Here is a 15601-nt window from a genome sequence, read left to right as displayed (position 1 = left end):
GGATCGAAATCCACCTGCACCACCTCGATCCGTAACGACTCATCGCCCGCCTCCACCGCATAGCCCACCCGCGTATCCACCCCCCCCGGCAGCACCCGGAACGCGGCTTCCGCGCCCCAGAAACAGCCCGCGCCGAAGGTCGCCTGCTTGATCCCGCTCATGTTCCGATACTCCTCGCTCACTGCACCGCTCCGACTTTCTCGCCGCTGGCGCCCAGCCATTGATCGACAATCGCCGGGTTGGCCTGGACCCAAGCCTTGGCCGCTTGCGCCGCAGGTTGTTGTTCCTTCTCGATCCTGAGGATCAGGTCGTTCAGCACCTGCGGGTCGATGCTGAAGTTTTCCAGGAAGGCGGCGATCCGTGGCGCGCGTTTCTGCAAGGCGCTGGAGGCCAGTACATAGACCCGGGCGTCCGGGTAGGCGCAGGTGATCTTGCTCTTGTTCAGCCAGTCGGCGTCCACCGTCGGGCTGATGAATTTCCAGCAGCCGTCGGCCTTGTACAGCGGGTCGCCCTTCTTGTTGTCCTGGGCGTAGCCGTCGAACGCCGGCTCGTCCAGGCGGCGCAGGTCGAAGGCGGAGAAGATCCAGTCCGGGGTGTAGGCGTAGAACACCACGCCGCGCTGGGCCTTGTAGGCCGCGGCAAGTTTGGCGTAGGTCACCGAGGCTTCGGTGGACACTGACTCGAACTGATCGGCAAAGCCGAAATCCTTGGCCTTGATCTGGCCGATATAGGTCGACTCCCAGCCCGCCGGGCCCACCAGCAATTGCGCCTTGCCGCCGCCCAGGGGTTCGAAGAGTTTCGCCACTTCGGGTTTCTGCAGGTCGTAGACCGACTTCACGCCGTATTTGTCTTGCAGGTAACCGGGGATATAGAAGCCCTGGACCCCGAGGTAGGGTTGCTTGTTCGGTACCAGCGAGCGGGTGCCGCCGGTGACGTACTTGGCCCAGGCGGCGGATTGATTAGGCAGCCAGATATCGGTCAGCACGTCCACCGAACCGTCGCCCTTGGCCGCGGCGGCGAACAGCACCGGTATGTCACCGGCGAGATAAGACACGTCGCCGTCGAGGCGGCTTTTGATCACCTCGCCGAGGATGTTCTGGATGGCGATGGCGCCGGTCCAGTTCTGTTCGCCGATGACGATCTTGTCCTTGGCCAGCACCGGCAGGGACAACCCCAACAGCAGCGCGGCGGCGCCCAGGGTACGGGAAAACGACTTGTTCAAGAGACACCTCATGACTGATGGAAAGCGCGATCCCGCTGGCGCAGGGTCGCTTGAATGATGCGGTCGGGAATCAGCGCGCAGAACACGATCGCGGCGCCGGCCAACATGCCCTCGCCGCCCTTGATATTGCGCAGCGCGGTCATCACGTCGTAGCCCAGGCCGCCGGCGCCGATCAGCGCCGCGACCACCACCATCGACAGGCTCATCACCAGGGTCTGGTTGATCCCCAGCAGCAGCGAGCCGGCGGCCAGGGGCAGCTCGACCTTGGTCAGGATCTGCCACGGCGTGGCGCCGTGGGCCAGGGCCGCTTCGACGGCGGTCCTGGGCACTTCCTGGATCCCCAGGGCGGTGAGGCGGATCATCGGCGCCAGGGCGAAGATCAGCGTGGCGATCACCGCCGGGGTCTTGCCCACCGAGAAGAATGCGACCGCCGGGATCAGGTACACGAAGGTCGGCAGGGTCTGCATCACGTCCAGCAAGGGCGTGATCAGGCGTCGGGCCAGGGCGCGCTTGGCCAGGAGGATGCCGGCGGGCACGCCGATCAGCAGCGACAGCAGCACTGAGGAACCCACCAGGGCCAGGGTGGCGATGGTCCGCTCCCAGAAACCGAACAGGCCGATATAGAGCAAGGCTGCCGCGCTGGTCAGGGCCAGGGCCGCGCCGGCCGAGCGCCAGGCCAGCAGCACCAGGGCCAGCGCCGGCACCGGCCAGGGCAGCCAGCCCAGCAGGCTTTCGATGCTTTCGATCACCGTGCGCACGGCGACTATCACGCCGACGAAAGTGCTTTCGAAGGTGACCTGGGACCACCCGATCAATTGATCGATGGCGGCCGCGGTGCTCAGCAGCGCCTGGCGGTCGGCGGGAAATTGCAGCCAGGGGCCGCTGGCATCCACGGCCGCCACCCGCCACAACACCAGGCCCTGGCACAACAGCAGCACCAGCCACGGCAGGCGCCAATCGGAACGGCCCTGGCGGCTCGGACGGCGAGCCAGGGTCACGCTGAGCAGGCGGCTGAGCAGCAAGCCAAGAATCGCCAACCCAGCCCAACCCTGACTGGCGCTGGTCAACCACTGCCCCACTGCACTGGCCGCCGCCAGTTCCAGGGCGAAGCCCAGCCAATACAAGGCGCCATGCCCGCTGGCGGCCAAGGCCGCCGGCCCCAGCAACAGCGCCCGCCAGAAGGAAAACCCCGGGGTCACGGGCGCCGGAGCGGGTGCTGTTTTAGCCGAGACCACGGGCACCGCGGCAAGGGTATCGCTACGCGCGCCGTGCTCCTGAAAGAAATCCGCCACCTCGGCGTCTGCCGGGTGCTCCAGCAACTCGCCGGGGCTGCCCAACTGGATCAGATGCCCATGGCGCAACACCGCGATGCGGTCGGCCAGGCGCAGGGCTTCCGCCGGGTCGTGGGTCACCAGCAAGGTGGTGATGCCGCGCTCGCGTACCAGGCGCAGGAAGTGGCTTTGCAGGTCGCGGCGGATGGTTGGGTCGAGGGCGCTGAAGGGTTCGTCCATCAGCAGGATGTCCGGCTCGCTGACCAGCGCCCGGGCCAGGCCGACCCGCTGCTGCATGCCGCCGGACAGCTCATGGGGATAGTGCTCGCCCCAACCGTCCAGGCCCATGGCCCGCAGCTGCACATCGGCCGCGGCCTGGCGCAGGGCCTCGGGTTCGCCGCGCAGTTCCAGGGGTAAGGCGACGTTGTCGCGCACGCTGCGATGGGGCAGCAGGCCGAAGTGCTGGAAGACCATGCCGATGCGCCGCGAACGCAGGGTGCGCAGGTCCTTGGCCGAGAGCTGGCTGATGGCTGCGCCGTCGATCAATACCTCGCCGCTGCTGGGCTCGATCAGCCGGTTGATGTGCCGCAGCAAGGTGGATTTACCGCTGCCGGAGGTGCCCATCAGGCACAGCACTTCGCCACGGCGCACGCTGAGGCTGACTTGCTCCACCGCCGGCGCGGACGAACCGCGGCCGTATTGCTTGGTCAAGTTGCGCAGCTCCAGCACCACCTCGGCGCTGGCCGGTTGCGGGGCGGACGAGGCTGGGACGGCAAAGGCCGCTTGGGGGTGAACGGCGGACACGGGAACTCCTGACGCCGGGGTGGCGTAACCGGCGGTGAAAAAGAAAAAAGGGGGTGATCTTGTTCGCCGGCAAGCCGGCTCCTACACAAATCCCTGTAGGAGCCGGCTTGCCGGCGATAGCAATCTAACGGTCAATCACAAATGCTTCGGGCTCCACAACTGCACCGCGCGGGCATCCACCGGCTTGGGCAAGAGTTTTTCCTGGTAGAAGGCATCGGCGATTTTCTGTTGCTCGCCCAGGGCGTCCGGCTGCACCGCTTCCACCTTGTAGGTGCGGCGACTGTTGGCCAGCTCCACCGTGCTCACGTCCAGGTTGCCCCACAGCGGACCCAGCAGTTTTGCCGCCTCCGTCGGGTGCGCCTTGACCCAGGTGCCGGTCTTCTGCAACTCGGCGAACACCTGCTGCAGCACCTCGGGGTGGGCCTTGGCGTAATCGTTGGAGGCCAGGTAATAACGCCGGTAACTGGCCAGGCCCTGGCCGTCGTGCAGCACCCGCGCGCCCTGCTGGCGTTCGGCGCTGGCGACGAAGGGTTCCCAGGTGACCCAGGCATCGACCTTGGCGGTTTCCAGGGCGGCGCGGCCATCGGCCGGGGTCAGGTACACCGGCTGGATGTCGGCGAAACTCAGGCCAGCCTCGCGCAGCGCGGCAATCAGCAGGTAATGGCTGCCGGCGGCCTTGGTCACGGCGACGCGCTTGCCCTTGAGGTCGGCCAGGGATTTAAGCGTGGAGTCCTTGGGAATGACGATGGACTGGGCGGCGGGCGACGGGGTTTCCGTGGCGAAGTAGGTCAGCTTGGCTCCGGCGGCCTGGGCGAATACCGGCACGGTGTCGGCGACATCGGCGCTGATATCGACGTTGCCCACGTTCAGCGATTCCGCCAGGGGCAGGCCGCTGGTGAATTCATGCCAGGAGATCTTCACGCCCTGCCCCGCCAGTTGTTTTTCCAGGGTGCCCTGGGCCTTGAGCACCGCCAGCAGGGTCGAGGATTTCTGGTAGCCGATACGCAGGTCGGTATCGGCCTGGGCATCGAGGGCCATGCCCAGCGCCAGACCGGCCAGGGCGGTGATCGACAAGCTACGACGCAAAGCAAAGGGCAGGCGCATGGGGGCGGACCTTCTGGAAGACAGGAAAGTCGCTAAAAGCTAATCGATCTAAGAATCAAGATATAAATACTTTTTAGGAATTAGCTTAGGTTCGAGCGGACGATCCCAAGCTGCATGCGATGGCCGATCACAACATCACCCTGTAGCCGCTGCCGAGCCCGCGAGGCTGCGATAAGGCCCGCAGGGCCTTGGTTCCCGATATCCCGACGAACCTCAATCGGCCTTGAGATCGCCGCGCCGGTTCCGGGCGATCGCAGCCTGCGGCAGCGGCTACAGAAGTGGTGTTCTCACGACCACCGCAAACCTGTAGGAGCGAGCTTGCTCGCGATGACCGTCAACGATAACGCGCCGCTTCCTGGAGAAATGCGGTGCCCTCTGGTTTATCGCGAGCAAGCTCGCTCCTACAGGTGGACGATGGTCGTCAAGCGACGTGTTGTCCTTTGGCCACGGCCTGGGACGCCGCCAGCATCGCCCGCAGCAACACCGCGCAGCCGGCGGCGAGGTCGTCGGGGTCGGCGTTTTCGATTTCGTTGTGGCTGATGCCGCCCTCGCAGGGCACGAAGATCATCCCCGCCGGGCCCAGCTCGGCGACGAAGATCGCGTCGTGCCCGGCGCCACTGACGATGTCCATATGGCTCAGGCCCAGCCCCTGCGCCGCCTCGCGCACCGCATCGACGCAGATCGTGTCGAAATACAGCGGCGGAAAGTCCGCGGTCGGTTGCATCTCGAAGGTCAGGCCATGCTCTTCGCAGGTGCTGTCGATCACCTGGCGCACCTCGGCAATCATCGAGTCCAGGCGCGCCGGTTCCAGGTGCCGGAAGTCCAGGGTCATGCGCACCTCCCCCGGGATCACGTTGCGCGAACCGGGATAGGCCTGCAGGCAGCCCACGGTGCCGCAGGCATGGGGCTGATGGCCGAGGGCGGCGCGGTTGACCGCGGCTACCACCGCCGCCGCGCCGACCAGGGCGTCCTTGCGCAGGTGCATCGGGGTCGGGCCGGCGTGGGCTTCGACACCGCGCAGCTTCAGGTCGAACCATTTCTGGCCGAGGGCGCCGAGTACCACGCCGATGGTTTTCTTCTCGTCCTCGAGGATCGGCCCCTGCTCGATATGGGCTTCGAAGTAGGCCCCCACTGTGTGCCCGCTGACCTGGCGGCTGCCGGCATAGCCGATGGCGTTCAGCGCATCGCCGACGCTCACGCCCTCGGCATCGGTCTTGGCCAGGGTTTCCTCCAGGGTGAATTTCTCGGCGAACACCCCGGAGCCCATCATGCACGGCGGGAAGCGCGAGCCTTCTTCGTTGGTCCACACCACCACTTCCAACGGCGCCTCGGTTTCCACCCCGAGGTCGTTGAGGGTGCGCAGCACTTCGAGCCCGGCCAGCACGCCGAAGCAGCCATCGAACTTGCCGCCGGTGGGCTGGGTGTCGATATGGCTGCCGGTCATCACCGGCGGCAGCTGCGGGTTACGCCCGGGGCGGCGGGCGAAGATATTGCCGATGCCATCCACGGTGACCGTGCACCCCGCCTCCTCACACCATTGGACAAACAGGTCGCGGGCCTGGCGGTCGAGGTCGGTCAGGGCCAGGCGACAGACCCCGCCCTTGACCGTGGCCCCGAGCTGCGCCAGCTCCATGAGCGACTGCCACAAGCGGTCGCGGTTGATGTGCCGGTGGCTGGATTGCAGAACGTCGACGGCAGCGTTCATGGTGATCTCCTCAGGCTTTTCTGGTTGTCGTTGACGAGGTCGGGCTCGTCTTGGGTGCTGTGGTGTCTGGTGGATCGCATCGCGCAAAAAAGCGACACGGCCCCTTGTAGGAGCGAGCTTGCTCGCGATAAACCTGCAAACAACCTTGTCTGCCTGTTGGATCGCGTTATGTCTGCTGGCCAATCGCGAGCAAGCTCGCTCCTACAGGGTCCGTCCATCACACCGGCGTCTTGGCGGTCGCGGTTCGCGGGCTGCCCAGGCTGCACAGCCCGTAGTAAATGATCCCGCCCAGCGCCGAACCGGTGAACCAGCCGTAGCTGTAGAACCAGCTGAACGCATCGCTGCCCAGGGACAGCAGGGTCAGCGCCACCGGCACGCCGAAGGCGATAAAGCCGTACCAGTTCCATGCCGGGTACACGTCATCGCGGTACAACCCGGCCAGGTCCAGCTGCTGTCTGCGGATGATGAAATAGTCCACCACCATGATCCCGGCGATGGGCCCCAGCAGACTGGAATAGCCCAGCAGCCAGTTGGAATACACAGTTTCCAGGCTCACATCCGAGACCAGCAGGCCGAGCTTTTTCAGCAGTTCGTGGGCCATCAGCGCCAGGCCGACGAGCCCGGTGAGGATCACCGCCTTGGTGCGGCCGATCAGCTTGGGCGCGATGTTCTGAAAGTCGTTGGTCGGCGAGACGATATTCGCCGCGGTGTTGGTCGAGAGCGTGGCGATGATGATCAGCGCCATGGCCAGGGCCACCCAGCCGGGGCTCTGGATATGGCCGATCAGGCTCACCGGGTCGGAGACGGTGACGCCCACCAGTTTCACCGAGGCGGCGGTCATCACCACCCCCAGGGCGGCGAACAGGAACATGGTCAGCGGCAGGCCGAAAATCTGCCCGAGGATCTGGTCCTTCTGGCTTTTCGCGTAGCGGCTGAAGTCCGGGATATTCAGCGACAGGGTGGCCCAGAAACCGACCATCGCCGTGAGCCCGGCGAAGAAGTAGCTGTAGACGCTCGCCCCTTCCGGACGCTTGGGCGGCTGCGCCAGCAGTTCGCTCAGCGACACATTGGGCAACGCCCACACCAGCAGCCCCGCGCCCACCAATACCAGCAGCGGCGCCGACAGGGTTTCCAGCCACTTGATCGACTCGGCGCCACGCAGCACCACCCACAGGTTGAGGGTCCAGAAAATCATGAAGCCGATCACCTCGCCGGTGCCGCCCAGGGCTTTCCAGCCCTCGAAGATCGAGCCGAGGAACAGGTGGATCGCCAGGCCGCCGAACATGGTCTGGATGCCGAACCAGCCGCAGGCCACCAGGGCGCGGATCAGACACGGCACGTTGGAACCGATGACGCCGAAGGACGCACGCAGCAGCACCGGGAACGGGATGCCGTACTTGGTGCCGGCAAAGGCGTTGAGGGTCAGGGGGACCAGCACCACGATATTGGCCAGCAGGATCGCCAGCAGCGCCTCGCCCACGGTCAGGCCGAAATAGGCGGTGAGCACACCGCCCAGGGTGTAGGTCGGCACGCAGATCGACATGCCGACCCACAGCGCGGTGATGTGCCATTTGTTCCAGGTGCGCTCGTGGACCTTGGTCGGCGCGATATCGTGGTTGTAACGGGGGCTGTCGAGCACGTCGCTGCCGGCGTCCAGCTCGTACAGGCCGGCACGCTCGGTCACTTGAGATCTGTTCTGTTGCATGGCCGCTCCACTTTTTTCTGATTATTTTTGCTCATCGGGCGGGCCGGCAGACGTGCTGCCAGCCCGGCGATGGCCGGAGAACTGACGACTTTTACCGACCGGCCATCCTGTCGACGGCGGCACTCAATAAGCGTGCCGGCTGGTCCATCGACGGTGCTCCACAGTCGGTAAAATCCATGTAAACAACTGATGTTTCTTCAGTTTTATTCTGAATAACTTCCTGTCCTGGATAACGTGCCGGTTCACTCAGGCCGAATGCCGGGCAAGTTGTCCATCGGGTCAGGACTCAATCTGGTGCACGCAAAATTTTTTCAAACTTTCGTATGGGCCACAGGCCTCCTTCAAGCGGCTGATTTCACATAGGAAATCTTGCTCATATTTCGATCCTGTCAAGTGCGTCAAAATGGTGAAAGGCTGCACCATTTTGCGGATTTAAGAATTAAATCCTTATATTTCAATCATTTAATATCGATATATGCTTATAAAAAATAATCTTGCCGATTGATTGAACACCAGCTAGTTTTTATTCCTGACACCGCTGACAGGAATAAAAATTCCGCAGCCTGCTTATTACAAGAACACTAGAACCGGCATAAGCCGGTCATGCCTGCGAGGAACTCGGAATGTCTCTGTTGATCCGTGGCGCCACCGTTATTACCCATGATGAAAGTTATAAAGCCGATGTGTTGTGCGCCGACGGCGTGATCAAGGCCATCGGCCAGAATCTGGACAGTCCCGCAGGCTGCGAAGTGCTCGATGGCAGTGGCCAATACCTGATGCCCGGCGGCATCGATCCTCACACCCATATGCAATTGCCCTTCATGGGCACCGTGGCCAGCGAAGACTTCTTCAGCGGCACCGCGGCGGGCCTGGCGGGCGGCACCACCTCGATCATCGACTTCGTGATTCCCAACCCGCAGCAGTCCCTGCTGGAGGCCTTTCACCAGTGGCGCGGCTGGGCCGAGAAGTCGGCATCGGACTACGGTTTCCACGTCGCCATCACCTGGTGGAGCGAGCAGGTGCGCGAGGAAATGGCCGAGCTGGTGAGCCGGCACGGGGTCAACAGCTTCAAGCATTTCATGGCCTACAAGAACGCGATCATGGCCGCCGATGACACCCTGGTGGCGAGCTTCGAGCGCTGCCTGGAACTCGGCGCAGTGCCAACGGTGCACGCGGAGAACGGCGAGCTGGTCTACCACCTGCAACGCAAGTTGCTGGCCCAGGGCATCACCGGGCCGGAAGCCCACCCGCTGTCGCGCCCTTCCCAGGTCGAAGGCGAAGCCGCCAGCCGCGCGATCCGCATTGCCGAAACCCTCGGCACGCCGCTGTACCTGGTGCACGTCTCGACCAAAGAGGCGCTGGACGAAATCACCTACGCCCGTGGCAAGGGCCAACCAGTGTACGGCGAAGTGCTGGCCGGGCACCTGCTGCTGGACGACAGCGTGTACCGCCACCCGGACTGGCAGACCGCCGCCGGCTATGTGATGAGCCCGCCCTTCCGCCCTCACGGGCATCAGGACGCGCTGTGGCACGGCCTGCAATCGGGCAACCTGCACACCACCGCCACCGACCACTGCTGCTTCTGCGCCGAGCAGAAAGCCGCCGGCCGCGACGATTTCAGCAAGATCCCCAACGGCACCGCCGGCATCGAAGACCGCATGGCCGTGCTCTGGGACGAAGGGGTGAACAGCGGACGCCTGTCGATGCAGGACTTCGTCGCCCTGACCTCCACCAACGCGGCGAAGATCTTCAATCTCTACCCACGCAAGGGCGCGATCCGCGTCGGCGCCGATGCCGACCTGGTGCTCTGGGACCCGCAAGGCAGCCGCACCATTTCCGCCGCGACCCACCACCAGCAGGTGGACTTCAACATCTTCGAAGGCAAGACCGTGCGCGGTGTGCCCAGCCACACTATCAGCCAGGGCAAGCTGGTCTGGGCCGACGGTGACCTGCGCGCCGAGCGCGGCGCAGGGCGGTATGTCGAGCGCCCGGCCTATCCGGCGGTGTTCGACCTGCTGAGCAAACGCGCCGAGGCGCACAGGCCGACGGCCGTCAAACGCTGAGATCGGGGGCCTTGCCCCCTATCGCGAGCAAGCTCGCTCCTACAGGGGATTACGTCGTTTTGTGTAGGAGCGAGCTTGCTCGCGATCCGGGCGCTCGCGCCCGATAGAAAAACAATGCCCGTCAGAGGCAATCGATAAAAAACCGTGAGGCCAGAACCGTGATCAAGACCCTGAACCACTTGCCCCATCCCCAGGAGGATGCGGCCACCCTCGCCGGCCATTTCAGCGACCTGGCGCCGCCGCTCAACGACCGCCAGGCGCACCTGGAAGCCTCGCGCTGCCTGTATTGCTACGACGCGCCGTGCGTCAACGCCTGCCCCAGCGAGATCGACATTCCCTCGTTCATCCGCCATATCCACACCGATAACGTGCAGGGTGCGGCGCAGAAGATTCTCTCGGCCAATATCCTCGGCGGCAGCTGCGCCCGGGTGTGCCCGACGGAGATCCTGTGCCAGCAGGCCTGCGTGCGCAACAACGCCCAGGAATGCGCGCCGGTGCTGATCGGCCTGCTGCAGCGCTACGCGGTGGACAACGCGCACTTCAGCCAGCACCCGTTCCAGCGCGCCGCCGCCAGCGGCAAACGCATCGCCGTGGTCGGCGCCGGGCCGGCGGGCCTGTCCTGTGCCCACCGCTGCGCCATGCACGGCCACGAGGTGGTGATTTTCGAAGCCCGGGAAAAAGCCGGCGGCCTCAACGAATACGGGATCGCCAAGTACAAGCTGGTGGACGACTTCGCCCAGAAGGAGCTGGATTTCCTGTTGCAGATCGGCGGCATCGAGATCCGCCACGGGCAGAAACTCGGCGACAACCTGAGCCTCACCGAACTGCACCAGCAGTTCGACGCGGTGTTCCTCGGCCTGGGCCTGGCCGCCAGCAAGCAGCTGGGCCTGCCCCATGAGGACGCCCCCGGCCTGCTGGCCGCCACCGACTACATCCGTGAATTGCGCCAGGCCGACGACCTCACCCAACTGCCCCTGGCCGACCATTGCATCGTCCTCGGCGCCGGCAACACGGCGATCGACATGGCGGTGCAGATGGCCCGTCTCGGTGCCCGCGACGTGAACCTGGTGTACCGCCGCGGCGTCGAGGACATGGGCGCCACCCAACACGAACAGGACATCGCCAAGGCCAATCAGGTGCGCCTGCTGACCTGGGCCGCGCCCGAGGAAGTGCTGCTCGACGCCCAGGGCCGGGTACGCGGCATGCGCTTCGCCCGCACCCACCTGGTGGAGGGCCGGCTGCAGACCACCGGGGAAACCTTCGAGCTGGCCGCCGACGCGATCTTCAAGGCCATCGGCCAGGCGTTCGACGGCGCCGCGCTGGGCGACCCGCTGGCCCGCGAGCTCAAGCGCGCCGGCGAGCGCATCGAGGTCGACGAACAACTGCGCACCAGCATCCCCGGGGTGTATGCCGGCGGCGACTGCGTCAGCCTCGGCCAGGACCTCACCGTGCAGGCGGTGCAACACGGCAAGCGGGCCGCCGAAGCCATGCATGCCCAACTCATGCTCAATGTGGAGGCTGCGTAAATGGCCGATCTCTCGATTGTGTTCGCCGGTATCAAGGCCCCCAATCCGTTCTGGCTGGCCTCCGCGCCGCCCACCGACAAGGCCTACAACGTGGTCCGCGCCTTCGAGGCCGGCTGGGGCGGCGTGGTCTGGAAAACCCTGGGCGAGGACCCGGCGGCGGTCAACGTGTCGTCACGCTACTCGGCGCACTTCGGCGCCAACCGCGAAGTGCTGGGCATCAACAATATCGAACTGATCACCGACCGCTCCCTGGAGATCAACCTCAAGGAAATCACCCAGGTCAAGAAGGACTGGCCGGACCGCGCGCTGATCGTGTCGCTGATGGTGCCCTGCGTCGAGGAGTCGTGGAAAAACATCCTGCCGCTGGTGGAAGCCACCGGCGCCGACGGCATCGAGCTGAACTTCGGCTGCCCCCACGGCATGCCCGAACGCGGCATGGGCGCGGCGGTCGGCCAGGTGCCGGAGTACGTCGAGCAGGTGACCCGCTGGTGCAAGACCTGGTGCTCGCTGCCGGTGATCGTCAAGCTGACGCCGAACATCACCGATATCCGCATGGCCGCCCGCGCGGCCCATCGCGGCGGCGCCGACGCGGTGTCGCTGATCAACACCATCAACTCGATCACCAGCGTCGACCTGGAGCGCATGGTGGCCAATCCGATGGTCGGCAGCCAGAGCACCCACGGCGGCTACTGCGGCTCGGCAGTCAAGCCGATCGCGCTGAACATGGTGGCCGAGATCGCCCGCGACCCGCAGACCCAGGGCCTGCCGATCTGCGGTATCGGCGGCATCGGCAACTGGCGCGACGCCGCGGAATTCGTCGCCCTGGGCTGCGGCGCGGTGCAGGTGTGCACGGCGGCGATGCTCCATGGTTTTCGGATTGTCGAGGAAATGAAGGACGGCCTGTCGCGGTGGATGGACAGTCAGGGCTACAGCAGCCTGCAGCAGTTTTCCGGCAAGGCGGTGGGCAACACCACCGACTGGAAGTACCTGGATATCAACTATCAGGTGATCGCCAAGATCGACCAGGACGCCTGCATCGGTTGCGGCCGCTGCCATATCGCCTGCGAAGACACCTCGCACCAGGCCATCGCCAGCCTCAGGCAGGCCGACGGTACGCATAAGTACGAGGTGATCGACGCCGAATGCGTGGGCTGCAACCTGTGCCAGATCACCTGCCCGGTGCAGGACTGCATCGAGATGGTGCCCCAGGACACCGGCAAGCCATTCCTCGACTGGCAGCATGATCCGCGCAATCCGTATCGCGAGGCGGTTTGAGTGAGTGGCTAGAGGATTTGCCGGATAACGCTCATTGACTGGACTGACGTCATCGCGGGCAAGCCTCGCTCCTACAGAAGAAGACCGTGCGCTTCTGTAGGAGCGAGGCTTGCCCGCGATGGAGGTGAACGATAACGCATACTGTCTGGTGCTCCAGCGATATCGATAGCAATCTCAGGGACGCCTACGGCTCCAACCCAATCCCCCGCAGAATCACACTGGTCACCGTCTGCACCGCTTTTTCGAACTGCATGTCCGACAGCGGCTGATGCTCGTTGATGATCATGATCTGATGGTCGAAGTCGGCGTAGTGCTGGGTCGAGGCCCAGATCATGTACAGCAGGCTCGACGGCTCCACCGGCAGGATGCGTTGGTCTTCGACCCACTGACGAATCTTCGCTTCCTTCATCTTCGCCCAGTCGTACAGGCTGGCGTCCAGGGCCTCGCCCAGGGTCGGCGCGCCGTGGATGATTTCGTTGGCCCAGACTTTCGAGCCATAGGGCCGGCTGCGGGAATGGTTCATCTTGGCGCGGATGTAGCTGCTGAGCACCACCCGCGGGTCGTCGAACATCTCGAAGCACAGGGCGTCCTGCTTCCACAACTCCAGCAGTTCCAGCAGCACCGCGCTGTACAGCTCGCTCTTGGTGCTGAAGTAGTAATGCAGGTTGGAGCGCGGCAACTGCACCTCGGCGGCGATATCGGCCATGGCCGTGCCGCTGAAGCCTTTTTCGGCGAATACCTTTTCCGCCGCCAGGAGGATCTTCTCGACGTTGCTGCGACGGATCTCGATCTTGTGATTGCCCATATGGGCTCCCTGAAAACAGTCTGCTGCAAGACTACCATTGGCCTTCGTACAAAAACGAAACTTCCTGGACCTGGCTTTCCCCGGCAAAAACGATTGGTTAGGATCCTTCCCGCCTTATTCCCAGGCACCTGAAGTGTTCCGTCCAGGCGTTGATTCGCGACACGGACATGCAGGCAGGACTTTCGCCGCCGAACCCTGAGGGTTTCGGCCATCCTGCAACGCCGCCATGGATCATGCTCATGCACATTCGAAAACGCTGGCCCGCGGACGACCCGCAGCTCGCCGCCCTGTGGGAACGCTCGGTACGGGCCACCCACGACTTCATTAGCGAAGACGATATCCAACTGCTCTACCCCCTGGTGCGCGACACCTACCTGCCGGCCCTCGAGGTCTGGCTGCTGGAGGACGACGACGGCACCCCGGCCGGTTTTATCGCCAGCGCCGGTGAAAAGGTGGAAATGCTGTTTATCGAACCGGCCCGCCGTGGCCAGGGCGTCGGCCGACAACTGCTGGACCACGTGCGCAGCCGCCATCCGCGACTCACTGTCGACGTCAACGAACAGAACCCCCAGGCCCACGGTTTTTATCGGCACTACGGTTTCGAAGACATCGGCCGCTCGGAAACCGACGGCCAGGGCCGGCCGTTCCCGATCATCCATATGCGCCTGAAAACCCCTTGAACGCCGCGCCGATGTTTCATCCAGGGCCCCTGCCACGGTCCTTATACTCATAGGCCCAGCGACGACCCGACACTCATTGAACAGGTATTTCCCATGCTGAAAAAACTGCTGACCGCCAGCGCCCTGCTGGCCTCTCTCGTTGCCGCTTCCTCGGCCTTCGCCCACGCCCACCTGCAAAGCCAGGTCCCAGCCGCCGACAGCACGGTGAGCGCGCCGGGTGAACTGCGCCTGGTGTTCTCCGAAGGCGTCGAGGCGGCCTTCACCCAAGTCAGCCTGAGCAAGGATGGCGCGGCGGTCGCCGTCAAGACCCTGGCCACCGAAGGCGCGGACAAGAAGACCCTGATCGTGACCCCGGCGGCGCCGCTGGCGGCGGGCGCCTACAAGGTCGAGTGGCACGCGGTGTCGGTCGATACCCACACGAGCGAAGGCAGCTACAGCTTCAAGGTCGGCCAGTAACCGATGTCGACCCTGTTGGTGCTCTGCCGCTTCGTGCATTTCGCGGCAGTCCTTTTGCTGTTCGGGGCCTGGGTGTTCAGGCCCCTGCTGTTGGGGCGCGAGCCCTTCGCCGCACTGGATCGCAACCTGACCCGACTCGGCCGCTGGCTGGCCGGGATCGCCCTGGCCACGGGCGTCTGCTGGTTGCTGCTGATCACCGCCAGCATGGCCGGCAGCGGCGCCGCGGCCCTGGACCCGGCCACCCTGCGACGGGTGCTGGGCAAGACCTTTTTCGGCCAGGTGTGGAGCTGGCATCTGCTGCTCAATGGTGCGCTGATGGTTGTACTGCTGACTCGCCTGGGTGAGCGGCTGGCGCTACGGTTGATCCTCGCCGCCCTGCTGCTGGCCACCCTCGCCCCGGTGGGCCACGGCGCCATGCTCGACGGCCTCGGCGGCCAGTTGCTGATCCTCAACCAGATCGTCCACCTGGGCTGCGTCAGCCTGTGGCTCGGCGGTTTGCTGGTGCTGCTGATGACTCTGCGGCAGCCCGGCGAGCAGCCTCTGGAGCGGGTCCTACTGCGTTTCAGCGGCGTGGGTTACGGGCTCGTAGGTGGGTTGCTGGTCACCGGCCTGATCAATGTACGAGTGCTGACCGGCCAGCTGTGGCCGACACCCTTGCTGTCCGGCTTTGCCCTGATCCTGCTGATCAAGGTGCTGCTGGTGTGCGGCATGTTCGCCCTGGCCCTGTTCAACCGCCTGCGGATCGAGGACTGCCAGCAGCGCCTGTACACCCTGCGCCGTAGCGTGCTGCTGGAATGGCTGCTGGGGATCGCCGCGGTGGCGGCCGTGTCCCTGCTCGGCACCCTGCCGCCCCTGAGCGCCGCCTGAGCGCATCTGTAGGAGCGAGGCTTGCCCGCGATGAGGCCCGCCCGGCCAATACAGATCCGAAGCTGGTGTCAGATTCAAGATCCTATCGCGGGCAAGCCTCGCTCCTACAAGGGAGCAC

General features: G+C 64.7%; 13 protein-coding genes. 6 read left to right on the top strand and 7 right to left on the bottom strand.

Annotated features, from left to right (window positions below):
• The 6 genes from DK261_RS08470 to DK261_RS08445 form a co-directional block, all read right to left on the bottom strand.
• A partial coding sequence (locus tag DK261_RS08470) for a peptide-methionine (S)-S-oxide reductase (protein WP_177411707.1) occupies positions 1 to 161 on the bottom strand: 161 nt, incomplete at its 3' end.
• Positions 162 to 178: 17 nt separating this feature from the next.
• Positions 179 to 1234, bottom strand: coding sequence for a glycine betaine ABC transporter substrate-binding protein (locus DK261_RS08465; RefSeq protein WP_110175560.1), 1056 nt, complete (start codon positions 1232 to 1234; stop codon positions 179 to 181).
• Entirely contained in the window at positions 1231 to 3297 is a 2067-nt protein-coding gene (locus tag DK261_RS08460) for an ATP-binding cassette domain-containing protein (RefSeq protein ID WP_110175559.1), read from the bottom strand. Before DK261_RS08460 ends, DK261_RS08465 begins: the two co-directional genes overlap by 4 nt.
• A gap of 135 nt (positions 3298 to 3432) precedes the next feature.
• Complete coding sequence (locus tag DK261_RS08455) at positions 3433 to 4401, bottom strand: aliphatic sulfonate ABC transporter substrate-binding protein (RefSeq protein ID WP_110175558.1); 969 nt, start codon at positions 4399 to 4401, stop codon at positions 3433 to 3435.
• 421 nt (positions 4402 to 4822) lie between these two features.
• Positions 4823 to 6106, bottom strand: a complete 1284-nt coding sequence (locus tag DK261_RS08450; RefSeq protein ID WP_110175557.1) for a Zn-dependent hydrolase — start codon at positions 6104 to 6106, stop codon at positions 4823 to 4825.
• 217 nt (positions 6107 to 6323) lie between these two features.
• Positions 6324 to 7811: an NCS1 family nucleobase:cation symporter-1 gene (locus tag DK261_RS08445; RefSeq protein WP_028682762.1), complete on the bottom strand. Its 1488-nt coding sequence runs from the start codon at positions 7809 to 7811 to the stop codon at positions 6324 to 6326.
• A 623-nt stretch (positions 7812 to 8434) separates the two neighbouring features.
• Here DK261_RS08445 and hydA point away from each other — a divergent pair.
• The 3 genes from hydA (at position 8435) to preA (ending at position 12675) form a co-directional block, all read left to right on the top strand.
• A complete protein-coding gene (gene hydA / locus DK261_RS08440; protein ID WP_101282216.1) occupies positions 8435 to 9874 on the top strand; it encodes a dihydropyrimidinase in 1440 nt (479 codons plus the stop codon).
• A 158-nt stretch (positions 9875 to 10032) separates the two neighbouring features.
• Positions 10033 to 11400 carry an NAD(P)-dependent oxidoreductase gene (locus DK261_RS08435; protein ID WP_101282215.1) on the top strand — a complete coding sequence of 456 codons (1368 nt, stop codon included), beginning with the start codon at positions 10033 to 10035 and terminating at the stop codon, positions 11398 to 11400.
• The gene (gene preA, locus DK261_RS08430) at positions 11401 to 12675 is read left to right on the top strand and encodes an NAD-dependent dihydropyrimidine dehydrogenase subunit PreA (RefSeq protein WP_110175556.1); all 1275 of its coding nucleotides are present in this window, start codon (positions 11401 to 11403) and stop codon (positions 12673 to 12675) included. It abuts the gene before it with no gap.
• Between the two features lie 184 nt (positions 12676 to 12859).
• Here the strand turns inward: preA and DK261_RS08425 are convergent, their stop codons facing one another.
• Positions 12860 to 13480 carry a TetR/AcrR family transcriptional regulator gene (locus tag DK261_RS08425; protein ID WP_007922198.1) on the bottom strand — a complete coding sequence of 207 codons (621 nt, stop codon included), beginning with the start codon at positions 13478 to 13480 and terminating at the stop codon, positions 12860 to 12862.
• A gap of 239 nt (positions 13481 to 13719) precedes the next feature.
• Here DK261_RS08425 and DK261_RS08420 point away from each other — a divergent pair, with 239 nt between their 5' ends.
• The 3 genes from DK261_RS08420 to copD all read left to right on the top strand — a co-directional run bounded on the left by DK261_RS08420 (position 13720) and on the right by copD (position 15483).
• Positions 13720 to 14160 carry an acetyltransferase gene (locus DK261_RS08420; protein WP_016702787.1) on the top strand — a complete coding sequence of 147 codons (441 nt, stop codon included), beginning with the start codon at positions 13720 to 13722 and terminating at the stop codon, positions 14158 to 14160.
• A gap of 93 nt (positions 14161 to 14253) precedes the next feature.
• Positions 14254 to 14616, top strand: coding sequence for a copper homeostasis periplasmic binding protein CopC (gene copC / locus DK261_RS08415; RefSeq protein WP_110175555.1), 363 nt, complete (start codon positions 14254 to 14256; stop codon positions 14614 to 14616).
• A 3-nt stretch (positions 14617 to 14619) separates the two neighbouring features.
• A complete protein-coding gene (gene copD / locus DK261_RS08410; protein ID WP_110175554.1) occupies positions 14620 to 15483 on the top strand; it encodes a copper homeostasis membrane protein CopD in 864 nt (287 codons plus the stop codon).
• Positions 15484 to 15601: the final 118 nt, after the last annotated feature.

It is taken from the genome of Pseudomonas sp. RW409, assembly GCF_003184125.1.
Classification (GTDB): domain Bacteria; phylum Pseudomonadota; class Gammaproteobacteria; order Pseudomonadales; family Pseudomonadaceae; genus Aquipseudomonas; species Aquipseudomonas chlororaphis_I.
This window is presented reverse-complemented; position numbering and strand designations above follow the sequence as displayed.

Bases quoted from the DNA above. Each gene is read 5' to 3' on its own strand.
- DK261_RS08425 (WP_007922198.1), bottom strand. From the start codon at position 13,480: ATGGGCAATCACAAGATCGAGATCCGTCGCAGCAACGTCGAGAAGATC.
- copD (WP_110175554.1), top strand. From the start codon at position 14,620: ATGTCGACCCTGTTGGTGCTCTGCCGCTTCGTGCATTTCGCGGCAGTC.
- DK261_RS08420 (WP_016702787.1), top strand. From the start codon at position 13,720: ATGCACATTCGAAAACGCTGGCCCGCGGACGACCCGCAGCTCGCCGCC.
- hydA (WP_101282216.1), top strand. From the start codon at position 8,435: ATGTCTCTGTTGATCCGTGGCGCCACCGTTATTACCCATGATGAAAGT.
- copC (WP_110175555.1), top strand. From the start codon at position 14,254: ATGCTGAAAAAACTGCTGACCGCCAGCGCCCTGCTGGCCTCTCTCGTT.
- preA (WP_110175556.1), top strand. From the start codon at position 11,401: ATGGCCGATCTCTCGATTGTGTTCGCCGGTATCAAGGCCCCCAATCCG.
- DK261_RS08445 (WP_028682762.1), bottom strand. From the start codon at position 7,811: ATGCAACAGAACAGATCTCAAGTGACCGAGCGTGCCGGCCTGTACGAG.
- DK261_RS08455 (WP_110175558.1), bottom strand. From the start codon at position 4,401: ATGCGCCTGCCCTTTGCTTTGCGTCGTAGCTTGTCGATCACCGCCCTG.
- DK261_RS08465 (WP_110175560.1), bottom strand. From the start codon at position 1,234: ATGAGGTGTCTCTTGAACAAGTCGTTTTCCCGTACCCTGGGCGCCGCC.
- DK261_RS08450 (WP_110175557.1), bottom strand. From the start codon at position 6,106: ATGAACGCTGCCGTCGACGTTCTGCAATCCAGCCACCGGCACATCAAC.